Annotated in this window: 19 protein-coding genes; 2 read left to right on the top strand and 17 right to left on the bottom strand. The window is 72.5% G+C overall.

Going from position 1 to position 24,987, the window contains the following annotated elements:
- Positions 1–33 precede the first annotated feature (33 nt).
- The 14 genes from ACZ3ZD_RS17240 to ACZ3ZD_RS17175 form a co-directional block, all read right to left on the bottom strand.
- Positions 34–1,362 (bottom strand): cation:proton antiporter, encoded by a 1,329-nt coding sequence (locus ACZ3ZD_RS17240; protein ID WP_467397771.1) that lies wholly within the window; start codon positions 1,360–1,362, stop codon positions 34–36.
- Between the two features lies 1 nt (position 1,363).
- Positions 1,364–3,136, bottom strand: coding sequence for an ABC transporter substrate-binding protein (locus ACZ3ZD_RS17235; protein ID WP_467397769.1), 1,773 nt, complete (start codon positions 3,134–3,136; stop codon positions 1,364–1,366).
- On the bottom strand, positions 3,136–3,462 hold the full coding sequence (locus tag ACZ3ZD_RS17230; RefSeq protein ID WP_467397767.1) for an avidin-fold protein: 327 nt from the start codon (positions 3,460–3,462) through the stop codon (positions 3,136–3,138). Before ACZ3ZD_RS17230 ends, ACZ3ZD_RS17235 begins: the two co-directional genes overlap by 1 nt.
- The gene (ddaH, locus tag ACZ3ZD_RS17225; protein WP_467397882.1) at positions 3,459–4,253 is read right to left on the bottom strand and encodes a dimethylargininase; all 795 of its coding nucleotides are present in this window, start codon (positions 4,251–4,253) and stop codon (positions 3,459–3,461) included. The genes ACZ3ZD_RS17230 and ddaH overlap by 4 nt, the downstream gene beginning before the upstream one ends.
- Positions 4,254–4,407: 154 nt before the next feature.
- Positions 4,408–5,682 carry an ATP-grasp domain-containing protein gene (locus ACZ3ZD_RS17220; protein WP_467397764.1) on the bottom strand — a complete coding sequence of 425 codons (1,275 nt, stop codon included), beginning with the start codon at positions 5,680–5,682 and terminating at the stop codon, positions 4,408–4,410.
- Entirely contained in the window at positions 5,679–7,295 is a 1,617-nt protein-coding gene (locus ACZ3ZD_RS17215) for a class I tRNA ligase family protein (protein ID WP_467397762.1), read from the bottom strand. Before ACZ3ZD_RS17215 ends, ACZ3ZD_RS17220 begins: the two co-directional genes overlap by 4 nt.
- Complete coding sequence (locus tag ACZ3ZD_RS17210; protein WP_467397759.1) at positions 7,292–7,660, bottom strand: cupin domain-containing protein; 369 nt, start codon at positions 7,658–7,660, stop codon at positions 7,292–7,294. The genes ACZ3ZD_RS17215 and ACZ3ZD_RS17210 overlap by 4 nt, the downstream gene beginning before the upstream one ends.
- Positions 7,661–7,721: 61 nt before the next feature.
- Positions 7,722–9,017 carry a SidA/IucD/PvdA family monooxygenase gene (locus ACZ3ZD_RS17205; protein WP_467397757.1) on the bottom strand — a complete coding sequence of 432 codons (1,296 nt, stop codon included), beginning with the start codon at positions 9,015–9,017 and terminating at the stop codon, positions 7,722–7,724.
- Between the two features lie 110 nt (positions 9,018–9,127).
- On the bottom strand, positions 9,128–9,388 hold the full coding sequence (locus tag ACZ3ZD_RS17200; RefSeq protein WP_467397754.1) for an acyl carrier protein: 261 nt from the start codon (positions 9,386–9,388) through the stop codon (positions 9,128–9,130).
- On the bottom strand, positions 9,381–11,264 hold the full coding sequence (locus tag ACZ3ZD_RS17195) for an HAD-IIIC family phosphatase (RefSeq protein WP_467397752.1): 1,884 nt from the start codon (positions 11,262–11,264) through the stop codon (positions 9,381–9,383). The genes ACZ3ZD_RS17200 and ACZ3ZD_RS17195 overlap by 8 nt, the downstream gene beginning before the upstream one ends.
- Positions 11,265–11,291: 27 nt before the next feature.
- Positions 11,292–12,320 carry a 3-oxoacyl-[acyl-carrier-protein] synthase III C-terminal domain-containing protein gene (locus tag ACZ3ZD_RS17190; RefSeq protein WP_467397750.1) on the bottom strand — a complete coding sequence of 343 codons (1,029 nt, stop codon included), beginning with the start codon at positions 12,318–12,320 and terminating at the stop codon, positions 11,292–11,294.
- A gap of 219 nt (positions 12,321–12,539) precedes the next feature.
- On the bottom strand, positions 12,540–13,589 hold the full coding sequence (locus ACZ3ZD_RS17185; RefSeq protein ID WP_467397747.1) for an NAD(P)/FAD-dependent oxidoreductase: 1,050 nt from the start codon (positions 13,587–13,589) through the stop codon (positions 12,540–12,542).
- Positions 13,586–16,078 carry an aminopeptidase N gene (gene pepN / locus ACZ3ZD_RS17180; RefSeq protein ID WP_467397745.1) on the bottom strand — a complete coding sequence of 831 codons (2,493 nt, stop codon included), beginning with the start codon at positions 16,076–16,078 and terminating at the stop codon, positions 13,586–13,588. Before pepN ends, ACZ3ZD_RS17185 begins: the two co-directional genes overlap by 4 nt.
- A 129-nt stretch (positions 16,079–16,207) precedes the next feature.
- Positions 16,208–17,305, bottom strand: coding sequence for a ParB/RepB/Spo0J family partition protein (locus tag ACZ3ZD_RS17175; RefSeq protein ID WP_467397742.1), 1,098 nt, complete (start codon positions 17,303–17,305; stop codon positions 16,208–16,210).
- A gap of 288 nt (positions 17,306–17,593) precedes the next feature.
- Between ACZ3ZD_RS17175 and ACZ3ZD_RS17170 the strand changes: the two genes are divergently transcribed.
- Positions 17,594–20,644: an FG-GAP-like repeat-containing protein gene (locus tag ACZ3ZD_RS17170; protein ID WP_467397740.1), complete on the top strand. Its 3,051-nt coding sequence runs from the start codon at positions 17,594–17,596 to the stop codon at positions 20,642–20,644.
- An 8-nt stretch (positions 20,645–20,652) separates the two neighbouring features.
- Here the strand turns inward: ACZ3ZD_RS17170 and ACZ3ZD_RS17165 are convergent, their stop codons facing one another.
- A complete protein-coding gene (locus ACZ3ZD_RS17165; RefSeq protein ID WP_467397738.1) occupies positions 20,653–21,372 on the bottom strand; it encodes a DUF4232 domain-containing protein in 720 nt (239 codons plus the stop codon).
- 185 nt (positions 21,373–21,557) lie between these two features.
- On the opposite strand from ACZ3ZD_RS17165, the gene ACZ3ZD_RS17160 reads away from it, so the two are divergent.
- Positions 21,558–22,919, top strand: coding sequence for a helix-turn-helix domain-containing protein (locus ACZ3ZD_RS17160; protein ID WP_467397736.1), 1,362 nt, complete (start codon positions 21,558–21,560; stop codon positions 22,917–22,919).
- Positions 22,920–22,942: 23 nt separating this feature from the next.
- On the opposite strand, the gene ACZ3ZD_RS17155 is transcribed toward ACZ3ZD_RS17160, so the two are convergent.
- Positions 22,943–23,587, bottom strand: coding sequence for a response regulator (locus ACZ3ZD_RS17155; RefSeq protein ID WP_467397733.1), 645 nt, complete (start codon positions 23,585–23,587; stop codon positions 22,943–22,945).
- A complete protein-coding gene (locus tag ACZ3ZD_RS17150) occupies positions 23,575–24,825 on the bottom strand; it encodes a sensor histidine kinase (protein ID WP_467397731.1) in 1,251 nt (416 codons plus the stop codon). Before ACZ3ZD_RS17150 ends, ACZ3ZD_RS17155 begins: the two co-directional genes overlap by 13 nt.
- Between the last annotated feature and the right edge of the window lie 162 nt (positions 24,826–24,987).

Here is a 24,987-nt window from a genome sequence, read left to right as displayed (position 1 = left end):
AGTCCGGAGCGTCGGAAATTCGTCGCGTATGCGTCAGGAATTCGACTGCAGCACCGGGCCGCCGGTCATCGTCCGCTCCCGCACCCGTTCCTCGTGCGTGAGGGGCATCCGGCGTACGGCGACGCGCAGCAGGGGTGCGGCGATCACGGAGGTGACGACCGCGACGAGGACGATGATCGTGTACATCTCCGTGGTGAGGATCCCGAGCCGCAGCCCGACCATCGCGATGACCACCTCGATCACGCCGCGGGAGTTCAGTCCCGCGCCGAGCGCGAGCCCCTCCCAGTGGCCGAGCCGGGCCGCCCTGGCCCCCGCGTACGCGCCGGCGAACTTGCCGGCGACGGCGACGCACAGCACGAGCAGGGCCGAGCCGGCCACCTCGGGGCGGCCCAGGGCGGTCAGGTCGATCCGCAGGCCGGCGGTCGCGAAGAACAGCGGGGCGAGGACGGTGACGGCGAAGACCCGCAGGGGTGCCAGCCGTTCCCGCTCGGCCTCTTCGCAGGAGCCGATCAGGACACCGGCGAGGAAGGCGCCGATGACCGCCTCCATGTGGAGCGCGTGACTGGCCACCGCCCCCAGCACGATCAGGACCGTGCACACGGCGGCCAGGGACTCGCCGCGCCCGGACCGGCCGGACCACCGCAGGAGGCGGCGGACCAGCGGCCGGCCCGGGAACCGGGCCCCGGCGAGGAGCCCGGCGAGCCCCAGCAGGGACCAGGCGAGGTCCGGGCCGTGCACGCCGGTGGTGGCCATCGCCGAGACGACGGACAGCAGCAGCCAGCCCGCGATGTCGTCCACCACGGACGCGCCGACGATGAGCTGCCCGATGTCGCGGTGCAGCAGCCCCAGGTCGAGCAGGGTCCTGGCGATGACCGGCAGCGCGCTGACGCACAGCGCGACGCCCGCGAACAGGGCGAAGACGGTCCGGTCCACGCCGTCGCCGGCCAGCGCGGCCGGGATCGCCAGGGCGACCGCCAGCCCGCCGGCGAAGGGCACGACCAGGCCGCCCGCGCTCACCAGCACGGCGGCCCTGCCCCTGCGGCGGACCAGCCCCAGATCGACGTTCATGCCGGTGATGCCCACCAGCAGCAGCACACCGAACTGTCCCACGGCGTCGAGCAGGTGCATGGGCTCCGGCTGCCGGGGCAGCAGCCAGGCCGCGAAGCCGGGGGCCAGCGGTGTGAGCAGGGACGGCCCGAGCACCACGCCCGCGAGGAGTTCGCCGGCGACGGCGGGCATGCCCACGCGCTGTGCCAGCCGGCCGAGGAGGACGGCCGTCCCCAGCAGCACCCCGACCTGGAGCAGGAACATCAGCAGCGCGTGGGCGCCCAGGGGGGCCACGGGCGAGGCGGACAGGGTCACGTCACGTGTCCTCGCGGTAGTACCAGTTCTCGGGGTTGATCATCCCGAACGGGTTCACCGGCCCGAATCCTCCGAGGTCGTTCGACACCTCGAAGAGCCTGATGGGGAAGTTCGGGGTGAAGATGACCGGTACCTGCTCGGCGATGAAGTCCTGGTAGGTGTAGAGCGCCTCCAGGTCGTCCGAGGTGACGGACGCCTCGATGAGCCGGTCGGCCCGGGGGTCGCTGTAGTGGCCGAAGTTGCCGCCCGCGCCGGTCTGGAAGAGGATCTCGCCGCTCGGGTAGTGGTAGGCCCAGCCGCCGTTCCAGCAGGTCATCTCCCACAGGCAGTCGGGTCCGGCGGTGCAGGGCGCGTCCTCGGCGACGAGCACCGAGCCGTACACCTCCTCCATGCGCAGCTCGATGCCGGCGGCGGCCGCGTCCTTGCGGTACTTCTCCATCAGCCGGGTCAGCGCCGGGCGCCCCTCGACGTAGCGCAGGGAGAAGCTCAGCTTGGTGCCCGCCGGGATGCCCTCGCCGGCCTGGCCGGGTCCGGTGCCGGGGTTCACGCAGACCGCGGGGGTCGTGGTGGTGTCCCAGCCGTTGGCCGCCAGCAGTTCACGGGCGTGGTCGACGTCGAACGGCAGCGGCCAGGCTCCCCCGCGCTGGCGGGGGGAGACGAGGTCGGTCGCGGGGACCATCGGCACGGGACCGTTCTGCCGGTAGGCGTAGCCCTGGTAGATGTCGCGTACGGCGGAGTCCTGGTCGAGGGTGCTCTGCAGCGCCTGCCGGAAGTACGTCTGCCGGAATATCCTCCCGGCCACCGTGGGGTTGTTGTAGTTGAGGCAGAAGTAGCGGATGCAGAAGGCGGCCTGCGGCACCAGGGTGTAGTTCTCCGCCAGCGGGTTGGGGCCGCCCACGGTGGGGTCGGTGGCCGGTTCGGAGGCGAAGCTCAGCGGCAGGTAGCCGACCTGGATGCCGTTCTCGCCGTGCGGGCCGGCCTTGAGCAGCTCGTACTCCTCGTCGTCCGAGAACGTCGGCACCTGGCGGAACTCGTCCAGGTAGGGCTTGTCGGGCCCGGAGTAGTGCGCGTTGGGCACGAAGGTGACCAGGCCCTCCAGCGTGTAGCTCTTCAGCCGCCAGGGTCCGCTGACCACGCTCCAGATGGGGCTGTCGGCCCACCGGGTGCGGTGCTCGTTGCCCTCGTCGACGATGTCGCCCTGCTCCGCCATCAGGTAGTCGTAGACGGCGGGTACGTCGGCCAGGCCGCCGGAGGCGTCGGCGGGGCCGTCGGCGGTGCGGTCCCAGGCCCTGGGCAGCGGGGTGATGGTGCTGAGCTGATTCATCAGCACCCACTTCTTCGAGTAGGCCTTGTCGAAGGTGAAGTAGACCGTGTCCTCGGCGAGTTTGCCGTACGAGGTCAGGTTGTCGGGGAAGTACCCGGGCACGTACTCGCCGTACCGGTCGCCCTTGACCTTCATCAGGTTGACCCAGAACAGCACGTTGTCCGCGCACAGGGTCTCGCCGTTGGACCACTTCCACGGCTTGACCTTCACCGTGACGGTCAGCCCGTCCTCGCTCCACCGCGGCGGCTCGCCGATGCTCTGGTCGTAGTCCACGTCCGGGGTGCCGCGGCTGCCGAAGTAGTACAGCGGCCGGTACATCAGCATCTGGAACTCGTAGATGTTCCGGGTCCCCATCCGCTCGGCGGGGGTGAAGGGGAAGATCACCGCGGGCGGGAACCCGGGGGCGCAGGCCCAGGTCACCGTGCCGCCCTTCCTGGGGGTGGACGACATCACCTGACCTCCTTCAGGTACGACACGCCCCGGGCCGCGTGGGCCCCGTACCGCTCCCACTCCTCGCGCAGGTCCACACCGCCGTCCTCGCGGATCTCCGGGGTGCTGCGGCAGCGCCCGGAGACGACCTCGCCGTCGTCCAGGACCATGGAGTACGCGAAGTCGAGGGAGCCGTCGGGGGCGCAGACGCCGGTCAGCGAGCCGCGCCGGGCGCGTCCGCCGGAGAACGTGCCCCACAGCAGGTCGCCCTCCTGCCGGTAGACCGCCGTGCGTCCCTCGGCCTCCGCCTCGGCGGGACGGAACCGGCGCCCGTCGTAGTCGATCATGCGTCGGCCCTCGCCGCCCGGTCGCGGATCTCCAGCGTGCAGCACTTGGAGCTGCCGCCGGACTTCAGCAGCTCGGACAGGTCCACGCCGATCGGCACGAAGCCGCGGCTCCACAGCGCGTCGATGAGGTGGGTGGCCTGCTCGGGCAGCAGCACGTGCCGGCCGTCCGACACCGCGTTCAGGCCGAACACCGCCGCGTCGTCCTCGGTCGCCTCGATCGCGTCCGGGTACAGCTCGCGCAGGGTGCGGCGGCTCTCGGCGGTGAAGGCCGCCGGGTAGTACATGATCTCCTCGTGGTCGAGCACGGCCAGGGCGGTGTCGAGGTGGTAGAAGCGCGGGTCGACCAGGTCCAGGGTCACCACCGGGCGGCCGAGGAAGCGCTCCGCCTCGGCGTGCGAGCGCCGGTCGGTGCGGAAGCCGGTGCCGGCCAGGATCCGGTCGCCGGTGACGAGGTAGTCGCCCTCGCCCTCGTTGACGTGGACGCCGTCGTGGACCTCGTACCCGCGCTGCCGGAACCAGTCGGCGTAGGCCGGGCCCTCGTCGGTCCGCTGGGGATGGCGGAACCGGGCGGCCAGCACCCTGCCGTCGACGACGGTGGCGCCGTTGGCCGCGAACACCATGTCGGGCAGGCCGGGGACCGGGTCGATCAGCTCGACCTCGTGGCCGAGGCCGAGGTAGAGGCTGCGCAGCCGCTCCCACTGGGCGACGGCGAGGGCGGTGTCGGTGGGCTTCTCCGGCTCCATCCACGGGTTGATGGAGTAGACGACGTCGAAGTGGACCGGCGAGCACATCAGGTAGCGCCGGGGCCGCACCGTCCGGACGGGGCGGCCGCCCCCGGCCGCGGTGGCGGCGGTGGCGCGGCGTGCGGACGTGGTGTCTTGCTGCACTGTCGGTTCTCCTTGCGCGAAGGGTGGGGGCGGGGCCGCCGGGCGGCGGGGTGCGGGGTCAGGAGGCCGCGGCGGAGTCCTGCAGCACCGGCCGGCGGAACGTCACCTTGATCCGGGAGGCGAGGTCGGTCATCGTGCGGAACGCCTCCTCCTGGGAGTCCCCGGTCGTCCCCAGGAAGCCGAGGATGGTGTTGCCGTCCGGGGGCCGGCGGATCACGTCGCCCGGCCGGGCGGTGATCTTCAGCAGGAAGACCCGGTCCGACTCGGCGACCTCCGGCGGCACCTCCACCCGGTCGACCACGCCGGCCTCGCTGATCAGGCACATGGCGGTGATGTGGACCCCGGTCGGCCGGAAGTGCCGTACGTCGGGGCGCACCCCGCGTCCGATGTCCACGACGGCCCTGATGGGGTCGTGGTCGGCCGTCTTGCGGGCGATCAGGTCGAGGCCGCCCCCGCCGACGCGGGCGGCGATCTCCAGCAGGTGGGGCTCGCCGTCGTGGTACCTGACCTCGGCGTGCAGCACACTGCGCCGCAGCCCCTGGGCGTGCGCGCCGGCCAGGACGGCCCGGCGGACCTTCTCGATCTCCTCGGGCCCGAGCGAGGTGGGCGCGTGGTGGACGTCGTCGTCGAAGGTGCCGCCCTCGGCGGTGATCCGGTCCACCACCGAGCCGAGGTAGACGTCGTCGTCCCACACGACGGCTTCCATCAGGTACTCGCGGCCGTCCAGGAAGGACTCCACCAGCAGGCCGTTCGGGCCGAGGTCCACCCCCTCGGCCTCGGAGTTGACCCAGAACAGGTCGCGGATGCCCTCTGCCGCCTGGGTGTGCCGTACGGCCATCTCCTCGGGGGTGTCGACCCGGAAGACGAAGTGGCTGCCCGCGCCGAGGGTCGGTTTCAGGATGACCGGGTAGCCGAAGTCGGCCGCCGCCTCCAGCGCGTCGTCCAGGCTCTCCACCAGCCGGAACGACGGGATCGGGGCGCCCGCCCGGGCGTAGGCCTGCCGCATCAGGAACTTGTTCCTGCTGCACACGGCGGCCGGTACGCCGATGCCCGGCAGGCCCAGCGCCTCGGCGACCGCGGCGACGGTGATGACGGAGGACTCGGAGAAGGTGATCACTCCGTCGAAACGTTCCTTCGCGTGCCACTGCCGGGCCATGGCGACGATGTCGTCGATCTTCCGGGAGCCGGCCGTCCGGTAGCGGTCGGCCCGCCAGAAGTCGTCCGTGCCCTCGCCGTTGAGCACGTAGAGGTCGACGCCCAGGTCCTCCACCTGCCGGTAGCGGCCGTGATAGTAGGTCAGGTACTGCACCGTCTCCAGCGTGAGCAGCTTCATGCCGCCACCTCCGTGCGTCCGGCGCCGTCCCGGACCGTCCGCGGCAGCCGCGGCAGGGTGAACGGCGTGATCTTCTCGGGCTGTTCGGCGTCCAGGGCCAGCTCCACGCCCGCGGCCGCCGCCTCGGCGGCCGCGTCGACGAGCAGCGGGGCGGCGCAGGCCAGCAGCGCCCGCACCTGGAGCAGCAGGTCACCGGCGGTGAGGGTGTCCTCCCCCGCGCGCACCCGCTCGGCCAGCGACGCCAGCCGGTCGAGTGACGCCGCGAGGTTCTCGGCGCTGCGGCCCAGGCTGAACGCCTCCAGCTCGTAGGTGAGGCGGAACCGCTCGATGATCCCGGCGGCCCGGTCCCGGCCCGCCGCGGTGGTCGGCAGCGGGCTCGCGGAGCCGGCCGGGGCGAGGGCGACGAGCACCTCCGACAGCCGGTTCCAGGGCCCGGTCAGCCGCCGCTCGGTCACCTCGGCCAGGGCCGCCGTGCTGAAGTTCGTGCGCTGGAACTCCGGTGCGGTCAGCGCCAGATAGAAGCGGACCAGGTCCCTGGGCACCTCGGCCAGCAGGTCCGCCGACCAGATCAGGTGGTTGCGGCTGGTGGAGAACTTCTCGCCCTCCAGGTCGTAGAACTCGTTGCTGATGTTGGCCTCGGGCAGGACGTACCGCTCGCCGTGCGCCATCAGCAGCACGAGGTCCATCAGACCCCAGTGGTAGACGTTGTCGAAGCCGTGGAAGTAGACCAGCTCGGTCCCGCTCCCGGCACGCCACAGCTCGTCCACGGTGCCGGGGGCCTCGCCGCGCCGGGCGGCCGACCACCAGGTGCTGTACATGACGGCCGGCATGGCCTCCACCCACGGGTAGAGGATCTGCCCCGGTGTCTCGGGGAAGGGCGCCTCGACGCCCCGGTCGCCGGGGACCGTCACGGGTATCTCCGGCAGCGGGCGGCCCAGCAGTTCGCGCACCAGCTGGGCGGCGTGCGGCCGCCAGCGGGCGAGGCGCTCGGCGAAGTACGACGTCAGCCGCTCCCGGTACTCCTCCATGGGCAGCACCAGGATGGTCGCCTCCCGGGTGGTGACCGGGGAGTCGGGGTCCAGGACCGAGCGTGGGCCGAGCAGTTCGTCGGCGTTGTTGGGATGCCCGCACCCCTCGCACACGCCTCCGCTGCTGCCGGTCAGGCAGACGGGGCAGTGGCCGGTCATCAGGCCGTCGTACAGGTACCGGCCGCTCCTCTCCTCGTACGGCAGCCGGACGGTGCGCTCGCGCAGGCGGCCGGCCTCGTGCAGCCGGGTGAAGAACTCCCGTACGGTGGCGCGGTAGCGGTCGTCGACGGGCGGCAGGCCCTGCATCGACAGGCCCATCGCGGTGATGGTCCGCTCGATCTGCGCGGTGGACGTGGCGCACAGCTGCTCGGGCGGTACGCCGAGCCGGCGGGCCGTGGTGGTGACGTAGGTCTGGCTGTCGTCGGTGCAGGTCGTGTAGATGACGTCCCGGCCGTCGGCCGCCAGATAGCGGCTGTAGACGTCACCCGCGAGGTAGGGGCCGGCCATGTGGCCGATGTGCAGGTCGCCGTTGGGGGTGGGGGTCGCCGCGACGACGACGGCACGGCGCTTGCCGCGCGCGCTCATGCCGTCTCCTCCTGGTGCCGGGCGCTGAACCGCTCCGCCAGCTCGGCGTCCCACCAGACCGCGTACATCTGGAAGTCGGCGGTCCCCTCGTTGACGACCTGGTGCCGGGTGCCGGGCTGGAAGTGGGCGACGTCACCGGCGGTGAACGGCACCTTCCTGCCCTCGCTGACGATCGCCGCCTCACCGGTCATGGCGATCCACACCTCGTACTCGTGGTGGCTGTGCGGGCCGGACTCCGCGCCGGGCGGTACGACGCACCAGGAGCCCTCGAAGGGCGCGTTCAGGGCCGGCCAGGGGAACAGGCGCTGGGCGCGCAGGCCGTTGTCGGGTGCGAGGTTGTCCCGGTCGAGCTCTCGGATTTCCACGTTCGTCTCCTTAACCGCTGCGTGCGGCCGCTGGGTGCGCTGACGGTTCGGCGGGCCCCGCTCACAGGGCTGTGGCGAGCAGCGCCTCGTCGGAGGCGGCGCCGCGGCGGGCCAGCAGGTCGGTCACGATGTCCTTGGAGCGCATGGCGAGCACGCTGAGCAGGGAGTCGGCGATGCCGTGCGTGGCCTCGTTGACGCCCTGGAGGTAGCAGTTGGCGGTGTACGACTCCGGCAGCCGCATCCGGTAGTTGCGGTCGACGGCGGCCTCGCCGGCGCCGGTCGCGGCGGCCAGCTCCCGTACCATCGCGGGCATCTCGCGGACGAAGCCGGTGCCGAGCAGCACGAGGTCGCAGCGCACCTCGGCACGCTCGCCGGACCTGCGGTCGACGGTCTCCAGGACGACCTCGTCACCGTCCATGCGGGCGCCCGCCACGTCGGTCAGGGTGCGCATGCGCAGGCGCTCGGTGCCCTGCAGCCGCTCCTGGTACATCTCGCGGTAGAGCGTCTCCAGCATGGCCGGGGCGAGCCCCGCGTAGTTGGTGACGTGCATCTCGCGCAGCACCTGCCGGCGCGTCTCGGACTGCGTCGCGTAGAAGTCGTCGATGAACGAGGGGTAGAACAGCTCGTTGGTGAACTTGCTGGTCTGGTAGGTGTTCAGCCCGATCGAGCGCATCAGCATCGTGCACTGCGCCTCGGGGAAGCGCTGGTACGCGGCCCACAGCAGCTCGGCGGCGCTCTGCGCGCCCCCGATCACCACGATCCTGCGCGCCTCGCCCGGGTCGACCTGCTCGATCCGCTCGGAGTAGCGCGTGCTGTGGATGACGCGGTGCCCCGGCAGCCCGGTGAGTTCGGCGGGCACGTAGGCGTCCCGGCCCGCGCCGATCACCAGGTTGCGGCTGGAGATGACGGAGCCGTCGGCGGTCCGCGCCAGCCAGTGGGAGACCTCACCGCCCCGGGCCGGGGCGGGCTCGATCGACACGCACCGGCGGCCGTACTCGACCCGCACCTCGCGCAGGGAGGAGGCCACCCACTGGAGGTATCCGGAGATCTCCGAGCGGTACGGCGTGAACGTGCCGAGGTTGATGAACTCGTCGAGCCTGCCGATCGAGTACAGGTAGTTGACGAAGGAGAACTCGCTGCGCGGGTTGCGCAGGGTCACCAGGTCCTTGAGGAACGACACCTGGCTCTGCGTCCAGGGCAGCAGCATGCCCCGCTGCCAGACGGTGTCGTCGTGCTGCTCGATGATCAGTGTGCCGGCGGCCAGCTCCTTGGGGGCCAGCTCCTCCAGCGCGATGCCGAGCGCGAGGTTCGCCGGGCCGGCGCCTATGGCGAGAACGTCGACTTCTTGGTGCCGCAATTGGTCCTCCCTGAATTCCTGCCGTGCATGCCCTGCCGTAATTGCCGTGCCGAAACTGCCGTGCCGAAACCGTCCTGCCGGGGATTCCCTGCCGAGACGGGGGTGTTGTGTCACGGGCGGTGCGGCGCACCGGCCCGGATCTTCTCGACCAGCGCGACCATCTCGGTCACGGTGTAGGCGGCGTGGAAGGACCGCAGGTCGAGGCTGACGGAGAACTGCTTCTCCAGGCGCACCAGCGCCTCCATCGAGTTCATGCTGTCCCACCCGAGGGTCGCGAGAGCCGTGTCCGCGGGGATCTCCGCGGGGTCGGCGCCCAGCACGTCGGCGATGATCTCGGTCACCGACTCCTCGATCGAATCCGGTTCACTCATGCGGGGACCCGTTCCTTTCGTTCAGTGCGATCCATTCCGGTGTGATCCCCGCCGCGGTGTCCGCGTCGAGGGTGAAGACCCGGGTGTCCTCGGTGGCCGTCTCCTCGGCGGAGGCGGCCGGGGTGAAGCCGGCGGTGGTCCAGAAGTCCGCGGCCACGCCGTTGCGGTCCGAGCGCCGGAAGCGGCCCTCGACCGTGCGGGCACCGGCCTTCGCGGCCTCGCCGGCGAGCCAGCCGACGGCCGCCCGTTCCACGCCGCGGCTGAGCACCCGGCAGCTCAGGACGAGGTTGAGGACCCGCCACACGTCCGGGGTGCGCTCCACCCACAGGGCGCCGACGATGCCCTCGTCGCCGAACCGGTCGGTGACCGACACGGACAGCACCAGGTGGCCGTCGCCCTCGCTCATCCGCCGGGTGGCGGCCTCGTCGTAGCGGATCCCGGTCAGGTTGAACTGGTTGGTGCGGGCGGCGAGCTGGGAGATCCGGCTGATCGTGTACTCCGTCGCGGGCGCCACCTCGACGCCGAGGTCCAGCGCCCTGAGGAAGTCCTCCGAGGAGTCGAACCCGGACGAGAAGTCGCCGCGCAGCGCACGGTTGCGGTACAGCTCGGGCCGCTTGCGGTCGGTGTCGGTGAGCGCCACGACGTCGAACCAGCCGTGCCGCAGCAGCGAGTCCACCAGGTACGCCGGGTCGCCGGCGGCGGAGACCACCGCGACCTCCGGCAGTTCGCCGGCGACCTGCGCCCGCTCGAAGTCGGAGTCGTCCATGAAGACGAACGACTCCGTCGACAGGGACAGCGTCTCGGCCGCCCGGCGCAGGTTGCCCGCCTTGGCCGACCAGTCGACCATCCGCACGGAGAACGTGTCGGGCCGCAGCACCACGTCCGGGTGCTCGGCGAGCACGCGGTCCACCTGGTCCTGGTCGTTCTTGCTGGCCAGCACGAGGATGACGCCCTGTTCCCGGAGCCGTGCCACGGTGCGCTGCAGCTCCGTGTAGCAGTTGCCCGGGTACAGGCCGCCCAGCTGGACGCCCTGGGCGCCGACCTCCCCGAGCACGCCGCCCCACAGGGTGTTGTCCAGGTCGAGGGCGAGCACCTTGCGGGACAGCCCCGCCCGGGCCTGGGCGACCCGGCGCACCAGGCGGGCCAGCAGCAGCAGGGCGTCGTCGCCGTAGGGCAGGTCGCCGTACCGGTACAGCCGTACGTCACCCGCCTGGACCGGGGTCTCGGCCAGCTCGCCGACGAGGTCGACGGCGACCACCTGGGCGTGCTCCTCACCGAGGGCGAGGAGGGCCGCGTTGAGCTGGTACCAGGCGCGGACCACCTGGGACCGGGCGCGCACGCTGATGATGCCGTGCCGCACCTGCGCGGGCAGCGGGACGGTGTGTACGACGACGGTGGCGGCGGTGTGCTCCAGGGCGCCGGCCAGCAGGGTGCGGAACTCCTCCAGCCGCGTCCCGACGTGCTTCTCCAGGACGTCGGGCTCGGCGGCGCTCCAGTCCCCCGGCAGGAAGTACCCGGCGTCCAGCAGCAGCGCGACAAGGCCGGGGTCGCCGTCGCGGGTGAACGACCCGGTGGCCAGGGTCATGTCGAAGGTGCCGTAGTCCGCAGGCCGCAGGGTGGGCAGCAGTCCGGCGCCCACCAGCTGGGTCCGCAGCAGCGGCTCGAACGGGCCGACGGTGCAGGTGGCCAGCACGGCCACCTCGACCTCGCGGGGCCGGTCCCCGTCCACGGCCAGGGTCTTCAGGATCCGGCCGGCCTGCCGGGCCAGCGCCGGGTCGTCGCTCTGGAGCAGTGCCCGGCGGGTGCGGGGGCCGGGCATACGCCGTTCCCGTACGGCCGCGCGCAGGGCGCCCGTCGGGTTCTCGCTCTCGCTCACGATCGGTGCCTTCCTGTCGGCCGCGGGTCAGGCCCGGACGAGGGAGCAGTACCAGCGCATGCCGATGGAGATCCCGGTCAGCGCGACCAGGTCGCCGGGGGCCACCACGCCCTGCCCGATCAGCTCGCCGAGCGCGGTGAGCTGGTCGGCGGAGCCCATGTGCCCGTGCGCCCGGGCCAGTTCGGAGTTGGTGCGCTCCAGGGGGATGCCGAGCGGCTCGGCGACGTCGGCGATGCCGTCCGGGTCGTTGATGTAGATCAGGTGCGTCACCTCGTCGCGGCCGACCCCGGCCCGCTTGCACGCCCCGTCGACGACGTCGAGGGTGCGGGTGACGGCCGCCCGGCCGAACTCGCGGAGCCGGGCGGGCTCGCGCCGGAAGTGCTCCTGCACCCGCACGTGGCCGGCCGGGGCCGTCTTGCTGGACCAGCCCTCGGGAGGCAGCGGGGCGACCGCGCCGCCGTAGTCGGTGCGGAACCAGTCGCACAGTTCCGGGACGGTGAACTGGTCGGTGGACAGCCAGGCGTTGCGTTCGTGACCGCGCCGCAGGACCGCGGCCACGGCACCGTCGCTGTGCACCGCGTTGTTGACGGTCATCCGGTTGCGGTGGAACTCGCTGACCCGGTTCACCGCGACGAACAGCACGGTGTTGATCTCCGGCTGCACGGCGAGGACGCCGGCCACGATGCCGAGTCCGGTGACGCCCGAGGCACAGCCCTCGTTCAGCAGCAGGGTCTGCCGGCTCTCCATCCCCAGGGCCCGGCCCAGCGCCGCCGAGCCGTCCCAGTGAGGGTATTCGGGGTGCTCGGAGGTGGCCAGCACCAGCAGGTCCACCTCGTCGGCGTCGACCGAGGTGCGGGCGAGGGCGTCGCGCGCGGCCCGTGCCGCCAGGTCGGTCGTGGTGACGTCGTCGGGGGCCCGGTGAAAGGTGTGGTAGCCCCACTGGAGAATGCGTTCCGGATCGGGGACATAGGTTCCCGCTACTTCTTCGACATTCTGGTCCACCCCGAACGAGTAACCGAAACCGGTAATTCCGAAGCCATGCGAAAGCTGCGCCATGGATATCTCTCTCTCGCTGCGGTTCTGCGGCCGCATCGAATCTTCGCCGGTCTCCAAGACCGAATCAACAGTCGGTCGCCGGGCCCGAGTTGAACGAAAAAGGCCAAGTTGAACGCGCATAGAACGGCCGAGTTGAACACGCACGGGAAAAACGAGTGCGGGCCGGGAAATATCCCGGCCCGCACTCGTTGCGAAAATCTGTCGAATGGCGTACGGCTGTCAGGCCAGCAGGGCGGCGGCCGCCTTCCTGCTCGCCGAGACCACGGTCTTGGCCGCGCCTCCGCTGCCGCCGGTGAAGGTGTGCAGTCCCGGTCCGAGGGAACGCAGTTCCAGGCCCGCCGGATCGTGATAGCAGTCGCTGGAGGCGACGGTACGGCCCACGGAGACGGCGACGCCGAAGACGTGCCGGGCGCGCTCGGCCAGCCGCGCCGCCAGCGCCGTGTCCGCTGTCACGGCGTCGGGATCGACGCCCCACCGCTCGCTCGGGAGGCCGAGCAGGAACCGCCCGCCCTCGTGGGGCCGGCCGTAGAGCCCGGAGTTCTCCTCGACGAATGGTCCGAGCCCCTCCAGGGGTGCCGTGCACAGGCTGTACTGGATCTGCTTGGTGGTGAGTCCCGCCGGCGGCAGCCCGCTGCGGGCCAGCAGCCCGGGTGTCCAGGCGCCCGCCGCGAGGACGACCCGGTCGTAGCGCAGCGTGCGGCCGTCCGCCGTCCGCACGGCCGGGTCCCGGGTCACCGCGTCGACCGCCGTCTCGTGGACGGCGGCCCCCGCCCGCGCCGCCGCCGCCAGGGCCGCGGTGCGCAGCCGGTGCGGGGAGATGTGCCCGGCGTACCGCTCCACCACGGCGACGCAGTCGGCGGGCAGGTCGCGGAAGGGGTAGGCGCGGACCACCTCGTCGCGGCCGACGATCTCGGCCGAGCCCGGCAGACGGGCCTGGACGACGTCGGCCGGCTCCTGTGCGGCGGCGCCGCCGGGCAGCACGTACAGCGCCCCGGTCTCCCGGTATCCGGACCACTCGCGCAGCACGTCGCTGCCCCTGATCTCGGCGAGGCTCTCCGCCGCCGCCGCGGCCGCCGCCGCGGTGGGCTCGAACCCCCGGACCAGCCCGCCGGAGGCCCCCGACGCGTCCGCCCGCCCGCCGGCGCCCGCGGTGAACAGGGCCACCGACGCCCCGCCGGGTGCCCGGACGGTCCGCCAGGCGAGCAGGGCGCCCGCGACCCCGCCCCCGATGATCGCGATCCGCGGGGAGCGCCCGGCCGCCCCTGTCACTCCGCCTCCGCCCAGGCCGCCCGGGCCGCGACCACCCGGCGCAGATCATGGGTGTGGTCCGCCGCCCGGCGGCGCAGGGTCACCGGAAGTCCGTCGAGGGCGAGCATCCGCTTTGCCGCCGCGATGGTTTCGGGGGTGGCGGCGTAGCGCGGGTAGAGGAAGCGCAGCAGCAGATCCAGCACCAGATCGCCGCGGTGGCGGGCGGCGGCGGGCATCTCCGTGAAGAACCGCTCGACGTACGGCTGTGTCAGCGCCGTCTGCTCGGGCTGCCAGAACCCCTCGGCCAGGGACCACAGTTCGTAGTTGGACAGGTCGGCGCCGTGCATGATCGAGGTCCACGCCGCGTCCTTGGCGCTCGCCTCGGGCAGCGCCGCCCGGCACTTCGCCGCGAACTGCTCGGCCACGGCGCCCGGCCCGGCCTCCAGGGCGGTGGCGATGTCGGCGGTGTCCATGCCGCCGAGCACGGCGAGCCGGTAACGGATGCGCCAGCTCACGTCGGTGTCCAGGACCAGTCCCGGGGGCAGCCCGTCGCCGGCCAGCCAGCCGGACAACTCCATGGTGTCCGAGGTGAAGTCGACCAGGCCCCGGAACAGCGTGATCATCCGCTCGTCCCGCGCGTCGGTGCGGGCGAGCCTGCCGCGCAGCGCCTCGGCGACCCGGGCCATCGCCGCGGGCCGTTCCTCCGGTGCGAGGAACCGGTCGGCGACGTCGTTGCGGGCCTGTTCGAGGACCTCGGCCAGGATCGACAGCTCGTTCTCCTCCCGGACCATCCGGCTCACCAGGTCCAGATGGGCGGCCGCCGGGTACGTCCCGTCCTGCACGCCCAGCAGCAGGGCGCACCACACCATCGCCCGGTTCAGCGGGGAGAGCCCGGGCAGCGCCTCGGGCAGCGCGGCCCGCGAACCGGGGTCGAAGCCGATCTTGGCGTAGGTGAGGTCGCCGTCGTTGAGGAGGAGGAACGAGGGCGCCGGACGGCCCACCAGTTCCGGCAGTTCGGTGCGCTCACCGTCGACGCGGACCCGGACGGTGGTGCTGTGGTCCGGGTAGTACAGGCCCACGTCCATGGTGTGGGTGCGCAGGACCGGGTGGCTGTCGGGGGCGCCCTGGAGGACGGCGGCGGTGGTGATCCGCCCGTCGGCGACGGTGAACTCGGGGGTGAGTGTGTTCACGTTGGCCGAGTGCAGCCACGCGTCGGCCCAGTCGGTCAGGTCGGTACCGGCCGCCTCGCTCATCGCGGCGAGGAAGTCCGCGAAGGTCGCCGTGGAGTAGGCGTGCCGGTCGAAGTAGGTGCGCAGTCCGGCGCGCAGCGCCTCGTCGCCGACGTGCGCGGCGAGTTGGCGCAGCGCCGAGTGGCCCTTGAAGTACGAGATCCGGTCCAGCTCCAGCTGCACCGTGCGCACGTCGGGGCCCTCGATGCTGACCGGGTGGGTGGAGGGGCGCTGGTCGGGCACGTACGCCTGGGCCTTGCGGCGGGCGGCGAACGTCGTGGGCGGTCCGGGGAACCGGGTGGCCTCGCTGGTGACGCGGTGCGCCATGTAGTCGGCGAGCGACTGGCCCAGCCACAGGTCGTTCCACCAGGTGTTGGTCACCAGGCCGGCCAGCCACAGCAGGGAGATGCCGTGGGCGAGGACGACGGCCCTGGTCTCGCGCTCGCTGTCGGTGGCGGCCGAGCTGAAGAGGTACTGCTCGCGCAGCAGCACACAGCCGGGATGGTCGAGCGAGAGCACGCTGAACTCGGGCACGAAGACCTGGTCGAGCTTGGCGAACGGGTGCCCCACACCGAAGAGTTCGGTGTAGGCGTCCAGGCACTGGGCGGTGATCTCGAAGACCTCGTCCAGGTCGGTCTTCAGGGAGTCCGCGAGCGAGGCACGGCAGTGCAGCCCGAGGGGGATGCCCTGGTGCTCGGACCGGAAGGAGGCGTACGGCCCGGCGACGAGCGCGGTCAGATAGGTGGCCAGGGCCGGCGACTCGGTGAGCTTCCACCGGCCGGGCCCGGTGCGCACCGCCTCGCTGTTGCCGAGCACCTGCCAGGTCTCGGGCACCCGCAGGCCGAACTCGTACGGGGCCTTCAGGTCGGGCTGGTCGAAACAGGCGAAGACGCGGGGCGCGTTGTCGACGTAGACGAAGGAATACACGTAGGTCTCGCCGTCGGCGGGGTCGACATAGCGGTGGAGTCCTTCGCACTCGTGCGAGTAACCCATGTCGGCGACCACGACGAGTTCGTTTTCCGTGGCGAGTCCGGTGAGCGGGAACCGGCCGTCCCGCAATGCCGTGACATCCAGCGGCCGGCCGTTCAGCGTGATCGAGCGGAGTTCCTTCGGCTGGATGTCCAGGAAGGTTTCCGCCCCGGTTTCGCGGGCGTCGAAACAGACCTTCGTCGTCGAGCGGAACGTGTCCGGTCCGGTGGTCAGATCGAGGTCGACACAATAGGAGCGGACCTGGAGCAGGGCACCGCGTTCCCCCGCTTCCTCACGGGTCAGACTTGGCATACGACCTTCCTTTCGCGAGAGGCCAACGAATCGTCGTACGCCGGGGTTTGAGCGTCAAGGAGAGCATGGGAATGCCGGCGGCCGGGAACCTATTCGCCCCCGGCCACCGGCATTGCCCCCGGCCACCGGTCAGAACTCCTGCCGTTGACCTTCCAGCTCTCTTGCGATACTCAGCCAGATTTCCCCGCAGGAACGGGCCACGGCGGCGATCTCCTTGATCCAGTGCGGCGGCACCCCGTCGACGCCCGCCGCCACGTCCTGCGTGCCGATCGTGTGCGTGTCGTACCAGCGGAACAGGGTCCGGCCCGACTCCGAGTACCGCAGCAGCGGGTCCTGGAGGAGCTTGGCGCGCAGTGCCGACCAGTCGGCGGTCTCGTAGCCGGCCGGCCGCGGGCGTACGGGCGGCTGTTCACCGGTCGCGCGTTCGACGGGCGGGTCCGGTGTGTCCGCCCTGCCCGGCCCGGTGTCCTGCGCGGCCGGGCGCAGCTTCGGCGGGAGCGGGTCGGCCCCGCGTTGGATCCGTTGCCGGACATCGCGCGCGGTGGCGACGGAAACCCCCGCCTGACGTGCCACTTCACGCAGCGGCATCTCCGGGTAGGCGGTGACCACCTCGCTGGCGCGCAGCCGTCCCTGGCTGTAGTTGACCGGCCGGTACCGGCCGTCCCTGCCCAAACGCACGTTCAACTGCGCCGGGTCCGCAGTCGAACACTCCATGATGGTCCTGCGAAGAGAGGCCACGGTTCGCGCTGCCAGGCCGGTCACCGCGGCGACCGCCCGGTCGGACCAGAGGGGCTGCGCGGCGAGCACCCGGCGCGCGGCCGCCTCGCGGTCGGCCCGCGTCAGCGGCAGGCCGTGCGTGACGTTCTCCCGGACCGCGATGAGGAAGGTGAGTTCCCCGGGGCCCTCGAAGAACCGGACGTCGATGGTCTCCCGGCCTTTCATCGACGCCGCCATGAGCCGGTGCGACCCGTCGATCACGCGCATCGTCTGGCGATGCACGATGATCGGCGGCAGCGGATGGTCGACATTCGCGAGTATCTGGGCATGCGAGTGATCCTCCCCGTCGAGACGAGGAGAGTCGCCGGGCATTATCGACACGATCGGAACGGTCTCGACCGGACTCAGCTCCGCGGCTAATCCATGATATTCCCCGAGCTGCTCGCCGGGGATCTCGTCACTGTTCTCTCGAACTTCTCCTACGGCAAGGACGTCCCCCGCGTAATCCACCCGCAATCCCTTCCCGAGAAATCACCAACGCTCCGACCTGCGCTGTTCCTAGGAATACGGATCCTCACTCGAGAATTCCGCTGGACCGTTGAGGAGGCTACTACCTCGTGTGCTTGGTGTCACGCCTGATGACATTTACCCGTGCGTTGTGACGCGGACATGCGAACAACGCGGGATGCACTTTGCGAGTGCGAGTGATCCGGATGTGAACGGCCCTGTGAACGCCCGCGTGTTAGCATTCGCCCGCTTGTTCGGGGGGGTGGGGCCCTCCGCGGGGAGGGGAAGCAAGTGACGCGTCGTACCGCCCTGCGCGGCTGTGTCGGTACGCTCATCGGGTTGGCGCTCTGCGTGCCCGCCGCGCCGGCCGCGTACGCGGACACCGCGACGGAGATCGTCATCCCGGCCACGATGCGCACGGCTCCGCGCACGGCGTCCCTGCAGAGCGCGGGGGCCTCCGGTTTCCTGGAGTACCGCTCCACCGCCGGGAGTTCGGGCCTGTGGTGGACCGGCTACGACGGCAGCCGCAGGCCGGTGGAAGGCGGCGAGCGGCTCCCGCCACGCACCGCGGGTGCGTACGGCACCGGTTCGGACGTCGTCGCCCTTCCCCCGTCCCAGAGCAGTGGGGGGCAGGTGCTGCTCCGGGACATGGCGGCCGGCACGAGCCGGACCGTGACCGTCCCGCCGGGCCAGAGTTATCTGCAGACGTACGGACACACCGTCCTGACCAACACGTCGACAGACGGGGAACGCACCCGGCTGTTCCTGCTGCGCGACGAGGACGGCGGCACGGTGCACAGGCCCGTGACCGGACTTCCGGACGGGGTGGTCTTCCCCTTCTCCCCCAGGGGTTCCGCCACCGGCATCCTGGTCGGCTACCACGGCCCCGACCGGACCCTCCGGTACGCCTGGGTGGACACGCAGACCGGTGCCGCCACCCCCCTGCCCGCCCAACTGGCGGGCCAGGACAGCGTGGTGGGGCCCGGCTACCTGGCCGGCTGGTACGGCACGTCCCGGGTGCGGGTGTACGCCGAGGGCGCGTGGGACGCGCCCGCGCACGAGGTCGCGTTCCCCCGCACCGCCGACAACCGGATCCTCGGCGTGGTCGGTGACGCGCTCGTCGTCGCGCGGCGCGACGGCTCCTCCCTCTGGAGTGTGTCGGCGCTGCCCTTCGACGGCTCCGCGGAACGCCCCCTGTTCCGGCGGGCGGACCCGGCCGCCCTCGCCACCCCCGACGGCGGCCTCCTCCTCGCCGGCGGGGAGTCCGCCCAGGACTACGGCATCGCCAAGGTCGAAGCGGGGGACGGCGGTTCGCTGCGGGCCCGCCGGATCGTGGGCCTGCCGCCCGTGCCCCTGGGCGTCGAGTCGCTCGATCTGAGCGGCGGCGAGCTGATGACCTACGAGTCCGGTGACGGGTCGACACACCTGTACAGCCGCTCGACCATCACGGCGGGGACCCTGGCGGTGGGCCCGCGCGCCGACCGGGGCGCGACCACGCGGTGCGGGGTCATGGCCGGGGACTACGGCGACTGTCCCGACCTGAGGGGTACGGGCGACGGCCGGGCGGTCGTCCGGGACACGGCCGGGGAGGTCTCCGTACTGGACCGGGACCGGCCCCTTCCCGGCGCCGTGGTGACCTCCGGGCTCCGGGACGGCCAGGGCCTCGTGGGCGTCGCGGGCCGGTACGCGGCCTGGCGCGGGCCCACGCCCGCCGGGGACGGTCTGGTGGTGGAGGACCTGGACGCCCGGAAGGCCGTACGCACCCGCACGGGCGCGGCCGGTGCGCTGCCCTCCGCCCTGTGGGGCCGGACGCTGTGGGCGGCGGCCGCGGACGGCGGTGTCGCGGCCACGGAGATCCGCTCGGACACCGCGATCACGTCGTTCCGCGTGGGCGCCGGCTGCCGTCCGGACGGACTCCAGGCGGTGGGACGCTGGGTGTACTGGTCCGGTTCCTGCGCCTCCGCCCAGGGGAGCGCCCGGAAGGCCTTCGTGTACGACACCCGCGGCAGGACGCTCGTGGCCGTGCCCACCGGCGGGGAACCGCACCTGGGCGACGGCTTCCTCGTCACCCGTGACTCCCCGTCCGGAACGCTGACCCTCACCGATGTCACGCGCGGCTCCGCGGTGCGCCGGACCCTGGCCACCGGGACCGGGAAGTGGGACCTCGACCCGTACACCGGCCTGGTCGGCTACGTGGACCCCGCCTCCCAGGACATCCACGTCCTGCGCGCCGGCGTCCCCGCCACGGACCTCGCGGTCCTGGGGGCGCGGACGGAGTCCTCGGTCGACCTGGCGGACCCGTCGTCCTCGTGGGACGGCACGTGGTGGCTGTCGAGGCCGGCCGCGTCCTGGACGCTGGTGCTCAGGAACAGGGCGACCGGGGCCACCGTGCGCACCCTGTCCGGTGGCGCCGCGCCCGACGCGGTCCAGGCGTCCTGGAACGGCAGGACGGCGACGGACGCGTACGTGCCGAACGGCACGTACGGCTGGACGCTGACGGCGGCCCCGGCCGACGGGCACGGCGCGCCGGCGACGGCGTCCGGCACGCTGAGGCTGACCGGCGGCGCGGCCGTGAGACGCGACCACGTCGGCTCCGACGGCATCGGCGACCTGCTCACGCTCACCTCAAACGGCGAACTCTCCTTCCAACGGGGCGACGGCTCGGGGAGGTTCCCGACCAGGACCTCCGCTGCGGGATGGCCGTCCTCGGTCACCGCGGTGCCGTTCGGCGGCCTGAACGGCGACCGCTGCGACGACGTACTGGTGCGGTTCGCCGGCGGTGCGCTGCGCGCGTACCGCCCGGGGTGCGGCAAGGCCCTGACGACGTCCACGCCGTACACCACGCTCGGGACGTCGGGCTGGAACCAGTACGACGTGCTGACCTCCCCCGGCGACCTCACCGGCGACGGCCGGGCGGACCTGGTCGCCCGCCAGGCGTCCACCGGTGACCTCTACCTGTACAGGGCCACCGGCGCCGGCACGTTGTCGGCACGGGTGAAGCTCTTCGCCAAGTGGTCCGGGTACAAGAAGGTCGTCGGCGCCGGCGACCTCGACGGCGACGGCGTCGGCGACCTGCTGGCACAGGACACGAACAACAGGCTGTGGCGGTACGCGGGCACCGGGACCGGTGGCTTCGGGGCGCGGGTGAAGGTGGCCGACGGCTGGGGTGCCTCATACGACGCCGTGGTCGGCGTCGGCGACATCACGGGGGACGGGAAGGCGGACCTCGTCTCCCGTGACACCTCCGGCAGGCTGTGGCGCACCGACGGCGACGGCAAGGGCTCCTTCGGACCGCGTACCGGCATCGGCACGGGGTGGCGGGGCTACCAGGCCCTGTACTGAGCGGCCGGTCACCACTGGACGGCGTCGTCCATCGACTGCTGCCAGTAGGTGACCTTGAGGGAGTCGTCCACGTAGACGCCCTTCGCCGGCAGCGAGGGGTGCGCGCCCGTGCCGGCGCTCCCGGTGCCGGAACGGCCCTGGAAGGAGACGGTCAGGGACGTCACGGTGTGGCCGTTCGAGCCGCTGCCGTCCGTGGCGGACAGGTTCACGGAGGCGTAGCCGGACTCGCCCGGCCGGAGCGTGACGACCGCCTGCGGCTGCGAGGCCTCGATGACCGGGGGCACCGACTGGGCCTCGCCGAAGCGGACGGCCGGGTAGCCGTAGAGGTGGCACGTGCGGTGACCGGTGTTGGTCACCGTGAGCAGCATGTGGTTCACCGGGCGGTTCAGGGGGGCCGCGACCGTCTTCGTGTTCGACCCCTCGCACGTGACCGGTGTGCCGGAGGGGGCGCCCGCCTTCGCCGTGGACGTACCGGCGGTGGCCCGTGCCGTGCCCGCGGTGGCCCGTGCCGTACCGGTGGCGGGCCGGCCCTGCGGGGCGGCGGAGTCGGTACCGGTGCCGGGCGGCGCGGTGGCGGGGGAGTCGGCGGTGGCGGTGGTGGCCGCCGCCGGCGTGCCCGAGACATGGACACCGGTGCCGTCCTGGCACGCGGTCAGGGAGAGCGCGGCGAGTACGGCGGTCGTGGCGGCGCCGGCGAGACGGGTGCGGGTGGTGCGGAGGCTGGACATGCGGCTTGCCCCTTCGGTGTTCGGGTGGGGGTGGTGATTGGATGACCGAAGCGTGCGAGGTGATCCGTGCCGGCCGCCACGACCGGCGGGCAGTTGGGGACGCTGGAACGCCGAAACACACGCTGACCAGGGGAGACACGGGGACCCTGGAACGAGCGGCTGGGACACGAGGGGACGGGGAACGGGTGTCGGGGACGACGGGGAACGGCGGAACGGAGGCGTTCGCCCGGCTGCTGCGAGAGCTGAAGGACCGCTCGGGACTCAGCTACGGGACGCTCGCCAAGCGGCTGCACATGAGCACGTCGACACTGCACCGCTACTGCAACGGCACGGCGGTACCGGTGGAGTACGCACCGGTGGAGCGCCTGGCGAGGGTGTGCCGGGCGACCCCCGAGGAGCTGGTGGAGCTGCACCGGCACTGGATCCTGGCCGACGCGGCACGCGGGAGCAGGGCGTCGGCGACGGGCGTGGCGCAGGCCACCGGTGCGTCCGGTTCCGCCGGTACGGGTGACGCCCGGCGGACGGCTGACGCGCGGGAGACGCCGGACCCGCCGGTGAGCCGGGATCCCGCCGCACCGGACGGGCGGGACGGAGGCGGGGACGGTGAGCCGGTGGTCGCCGACGGGCCGCGCGACCCGTCGCCGTCGCGTCGTCGCCGTACCGTGCTGATCGCCTGCGCCGCCGCGGCCGCCGTGCTCGGCGCCGTGGTGCTCGCCGTCCGCCCGTCGGGCGGCGGGTCCGACACGGCGGGCCGGCAGGCGCCCGGTGTCACCGTCACGCCCACCGGCACGCCGGTGCGGGAGAAGCCGTCCGCCCCGCCGTCCCCGAGCGCGAAGGGACACAAACCGTCCGCCTCCGCCTCCCCCACCCCGAGCGGATCCCCCAAAGGCGGCGCTTCCGGGGAGGGCGGCCCGGGCGGGCACCCGCGCACCGACGGCGGTGCCTCCGACGCCGTACCGCTCACCGTCGGCACCCGCCCCTACGTCTACGACAGCCCGTGCAGCCAGCACTTCCTGGTCGACAGCGAACCCGCGCAGGTCGGTCCGCCGGCGAGCGAGCAGGACGCCCCGCGCTGGGCCGCCGCGTACGGCGCGGTGTCCTCGGGCGAACAGCGGGTCGCCCTCACCGTCCAGGGCACCGGCGAGGACACCGTCGTCCTGGAGGCGCTGCATGTGCGCGTCCTCACCAAGGGCGCGCCGCTCGCCTGGAACGACTACTCGATGGGCGTCGGCTGCGGCGGCGGTGTCGACACGAAGTCGTTCGACGTCGACCTCGACGACGGCAGCCCCACGGTCACCGCCGGGAACGGCCAGCGCGACTTCCCGTACAAGGTCAGCGAGTCCGACCCGGAGGTCTTCTACGTCACCGCCCACACCAGGGCGCACGACGTGCGGTGGGACCTCACCCTCGACTGGTCGAGCGGCGGCCGCCGCGGCACCGTCCACGTCGACGCCGACGGCACCCCGTTCCGCACCAGCGCCGACACGGGCCGCCCGGGGTACGACTACCCGCTGGGGGGCAACGAGTGGATCGCGCGGGGCGGCTGACCCGACGTCGGGGACGCCCGGGCTCAGGACACGCCGAGGAACCGCAGGACGGCGAGTACCCGGCGGTGGGCCGTGTCCGTTTTCGGGAGGTCCAGTTTGGCGAGGATGTTGTTGATGTGTTTGGCCACCGCGCTCTCGCTGATCACGAGCCGACCGGCTATGCCGGCGTTGGACCGGCCGCTCGCCATCAGTTCGAGGACCTCGCGCTCCCGGGGGGTGAGCCGGTCCAGGGGGTCGCTGTGGCGGCGTACCAGGAGCTGGGAGACCACCTGCGGGTCCAGTACGGTGCCGCCGGCCGCGACCCGGCGCAGTGCGTCGGCGAACTCCTCGACGTCCGCGACCCGTTGCTTGAGCAGATAGCCGATACCCGAGGTGTGCGCGGCCAGCAGGTCGGCCGCGTACCGCTCCTCCACGTACTGGGAGAGCAGCAGGACCGCCGTCCCCGGTGACTGCTGCTTGATGACCAGCGCCGCGCGCACGCCCTCGTCCGTGAACCCGGGGGGCATGCGGACGTCCACGACCGCGAGGTCCGGCCGGTGCTCCTCGACCGCCTTCAGCAGCGTCCCGGCGTCGCCCGCCTCGGCGACCACCTCGAACCCGGCCATCTCCAGGACCTTGACGACACCGATCCGGAGCAGTACGGAATCCTCGGCGATCACGGCACGCACGGCAGCTCCACGGTCATCACGGTCGGCCCCCCGACGGGGCTGTCGACCGACAGCGTGCCATCCACCGCGGCGACCCGTCCGGCCAGGCCCGCGAGACCCGTGCCGCCGGCGGGGTCGGCGCCGCCCACGCCGTCGTCGCTGACGACGACCAGCAGGGTCGGCCCGAAACGCTCCACGGTGACCTCGGCCCGGGACGCCTCGGCGTGCTTCACCACGTTCGTCAGCGCCTCGGAGACGACGAAGTAGGCGACGGCCTCGACGGTGGGCGACGGCCGCGACGGCAGGTCCGCCCGTACCCGTACCGGAATCGGGGCCCTCGCCGCGAGACCCGAGATCGCCGCGTCGAGGCCGCGGTCCTCCAGGACGGCCGGGTGCAGTCCGCGCACCAGACCGCTCAGCTCCTCTATCGCCTCCTTCGCCTCCCGGTGCGCCTCGTCGATCGCGTGCCGGGCGCCCTCGGGCAGGTCGCCGAGCGTCGCCCGGGCCAGTCCCAGGTTGACCGCCAGGGAGACCAGCCGCTGCTGGGCGCCGTCATGCAGGTCCCGCTCGATGCGCCGCCGTTCGGCGTCCACGGCGTCCACCAGGCCCGCCCTGCTCTCGGTCAGGTCCTCGACCCGGCGGGCCAACTGCTCCTCCCGGCTGGGCCCGAGCAGGACGGTCCCGACGCGGGTGTCGAGCCGGGCCAGGGCGCCGGACAGCCAGGCCGCCAGGTACAGCAGGGCCGCGCCCGCCGCGGTGACGTAGGCCGCCCACGTGGTGTAACCGGGGTGGTCGGCGCGCCAGTCGAGGGGCACCAGCCAGAGCCACACGTAGACCGAGGCGGCCACGCCGGCCACGGTCCACGTCAGCAGGACGAGGGCCGCCGCGAGGGCGAGGAGCGGCCCGTCGAGCAGGTGGTACAGCAGCTGCCGCCGTCCCGCCGGGCTCCGCGGCCACGCGAGCGGCCCGGGCCGCCGCCCCGTGTACGGCGGGGGGATGTCCACGCCGAGCCGGGAGCGGAAACGGCCGTGCTGCGCCGCCGTCAGGAGCGGCCAGGCCAGCGCGACGGCGGCCGTCGGGACGAGCACCGCGAGGAGGACGGCCCACATCGCGGTCGGCACGAAGAGCATCCAGGGCAGTGCCAGGACGAGCAGCGGGCCGAGCTGGATCAGGACACCCGTGGCGAGGAACGCGACCGGGCGTCCGACTCCTCGGAACGGCTGGGTGATGCCGCGCCGCAGGCGGGCAGTCGTATGCATGGGAAGACGGTATAGGCCGAGGTCAGGGGTGATCCATGGCATGGGCATCCGCTCCGGGGGTGTACCTGGTGCCACCCCGGAACGGGCGTCCGCGTTACTGACAGTGATCGCCGCCCGGCCGAGGCTTGAGGCCGTGAGGAAGAGCCGCAGCAGCGAACGCGA

It is taken from the genome of Streptomyces sp. NPDC023481 (genome assembly GCF_055560195.1).
The sequence above is the reverse complement of the archived record's forward strand: the minus strand, read 5'-3'. Positions and strand labels throughout refer to the sequence as shown.

Bases quoted from the DNA above. Each gene is read 5' to 3' on its own strand.
- pepN (WP_467397745.1), bottom strand. From the start codon at position 16,078: ATGCCAAGTCTGACCCGTGAGGAAGCGGGGGAACGCGGTGCCCTGCTC.
- ddaH (WP_467397882.1), bottom strand. From the start codon at position 4,253: ATGTGCTCGCCGGTCCACTTCGACGTCGTCTACTCCATCAACCCGTGG.
- ACZ3ZD_RS17230 (WP_467397767.1), bottom strand. From the start codon at position 3,462: ATGATCGACTACGACGGGCGCCGGTTCCGTCCCGCCGAGGCGGAGGCC.
- ACZ3ZD_RS17150 (WP_467397731.1), bottom strand. From the start codon at position 24,825: ATGCATACGACTGCCCGCCTGCGGCGCGGCATCACCCAGCCGTTCCGA.
- ACZ3ZD_RS17190 (WP_467397750.1), bottom strand. From the start codon at position 12,320: ATGGCGCAGCTTTCGCATGGCTTCGGAATTACCGGTTTCGGTTACTCG.
- ACZ3ZD_RS17200 (WP_467397754.1), bottom strand. From the start codon at position 9,388: ATGAGTGAACCGGATTCGATCGAGGAGTCGGTGACCGAGATCATCGCC.
- ACZ3ZD_RS17235 (WP_467397769.1), bottom strand. From the start codon at position 3,136: ATGTCGTCCACCCCCAGGAAGGGCGGCACGGTGACCTGGGCCTGCGCC.
- ACZ3ZD_RS17165 (WP_467397738.1), bottom strand. From the start codon at position 21,372: ATGTCCAGCCTCCGCACCACCCGCACCCGTCTCGCCGGCGCCGCCACG.
- ACZ3ZD_RS17215 (WP_467397762.1), bottom strand. From the start codon at position 7,295: ATGAGCGCGCGCGGCAAGCGCCGTGCCGTCGTCGTCGCGGCGACCCCC.
- ACZ3ZD_RS17220 (WP_467397764.1), bottom strand. From the start codon at position 5,682: ATGAAGCTGCTCACGCTGGAGACGGTGCAGTACCTGACCTACTATCAC.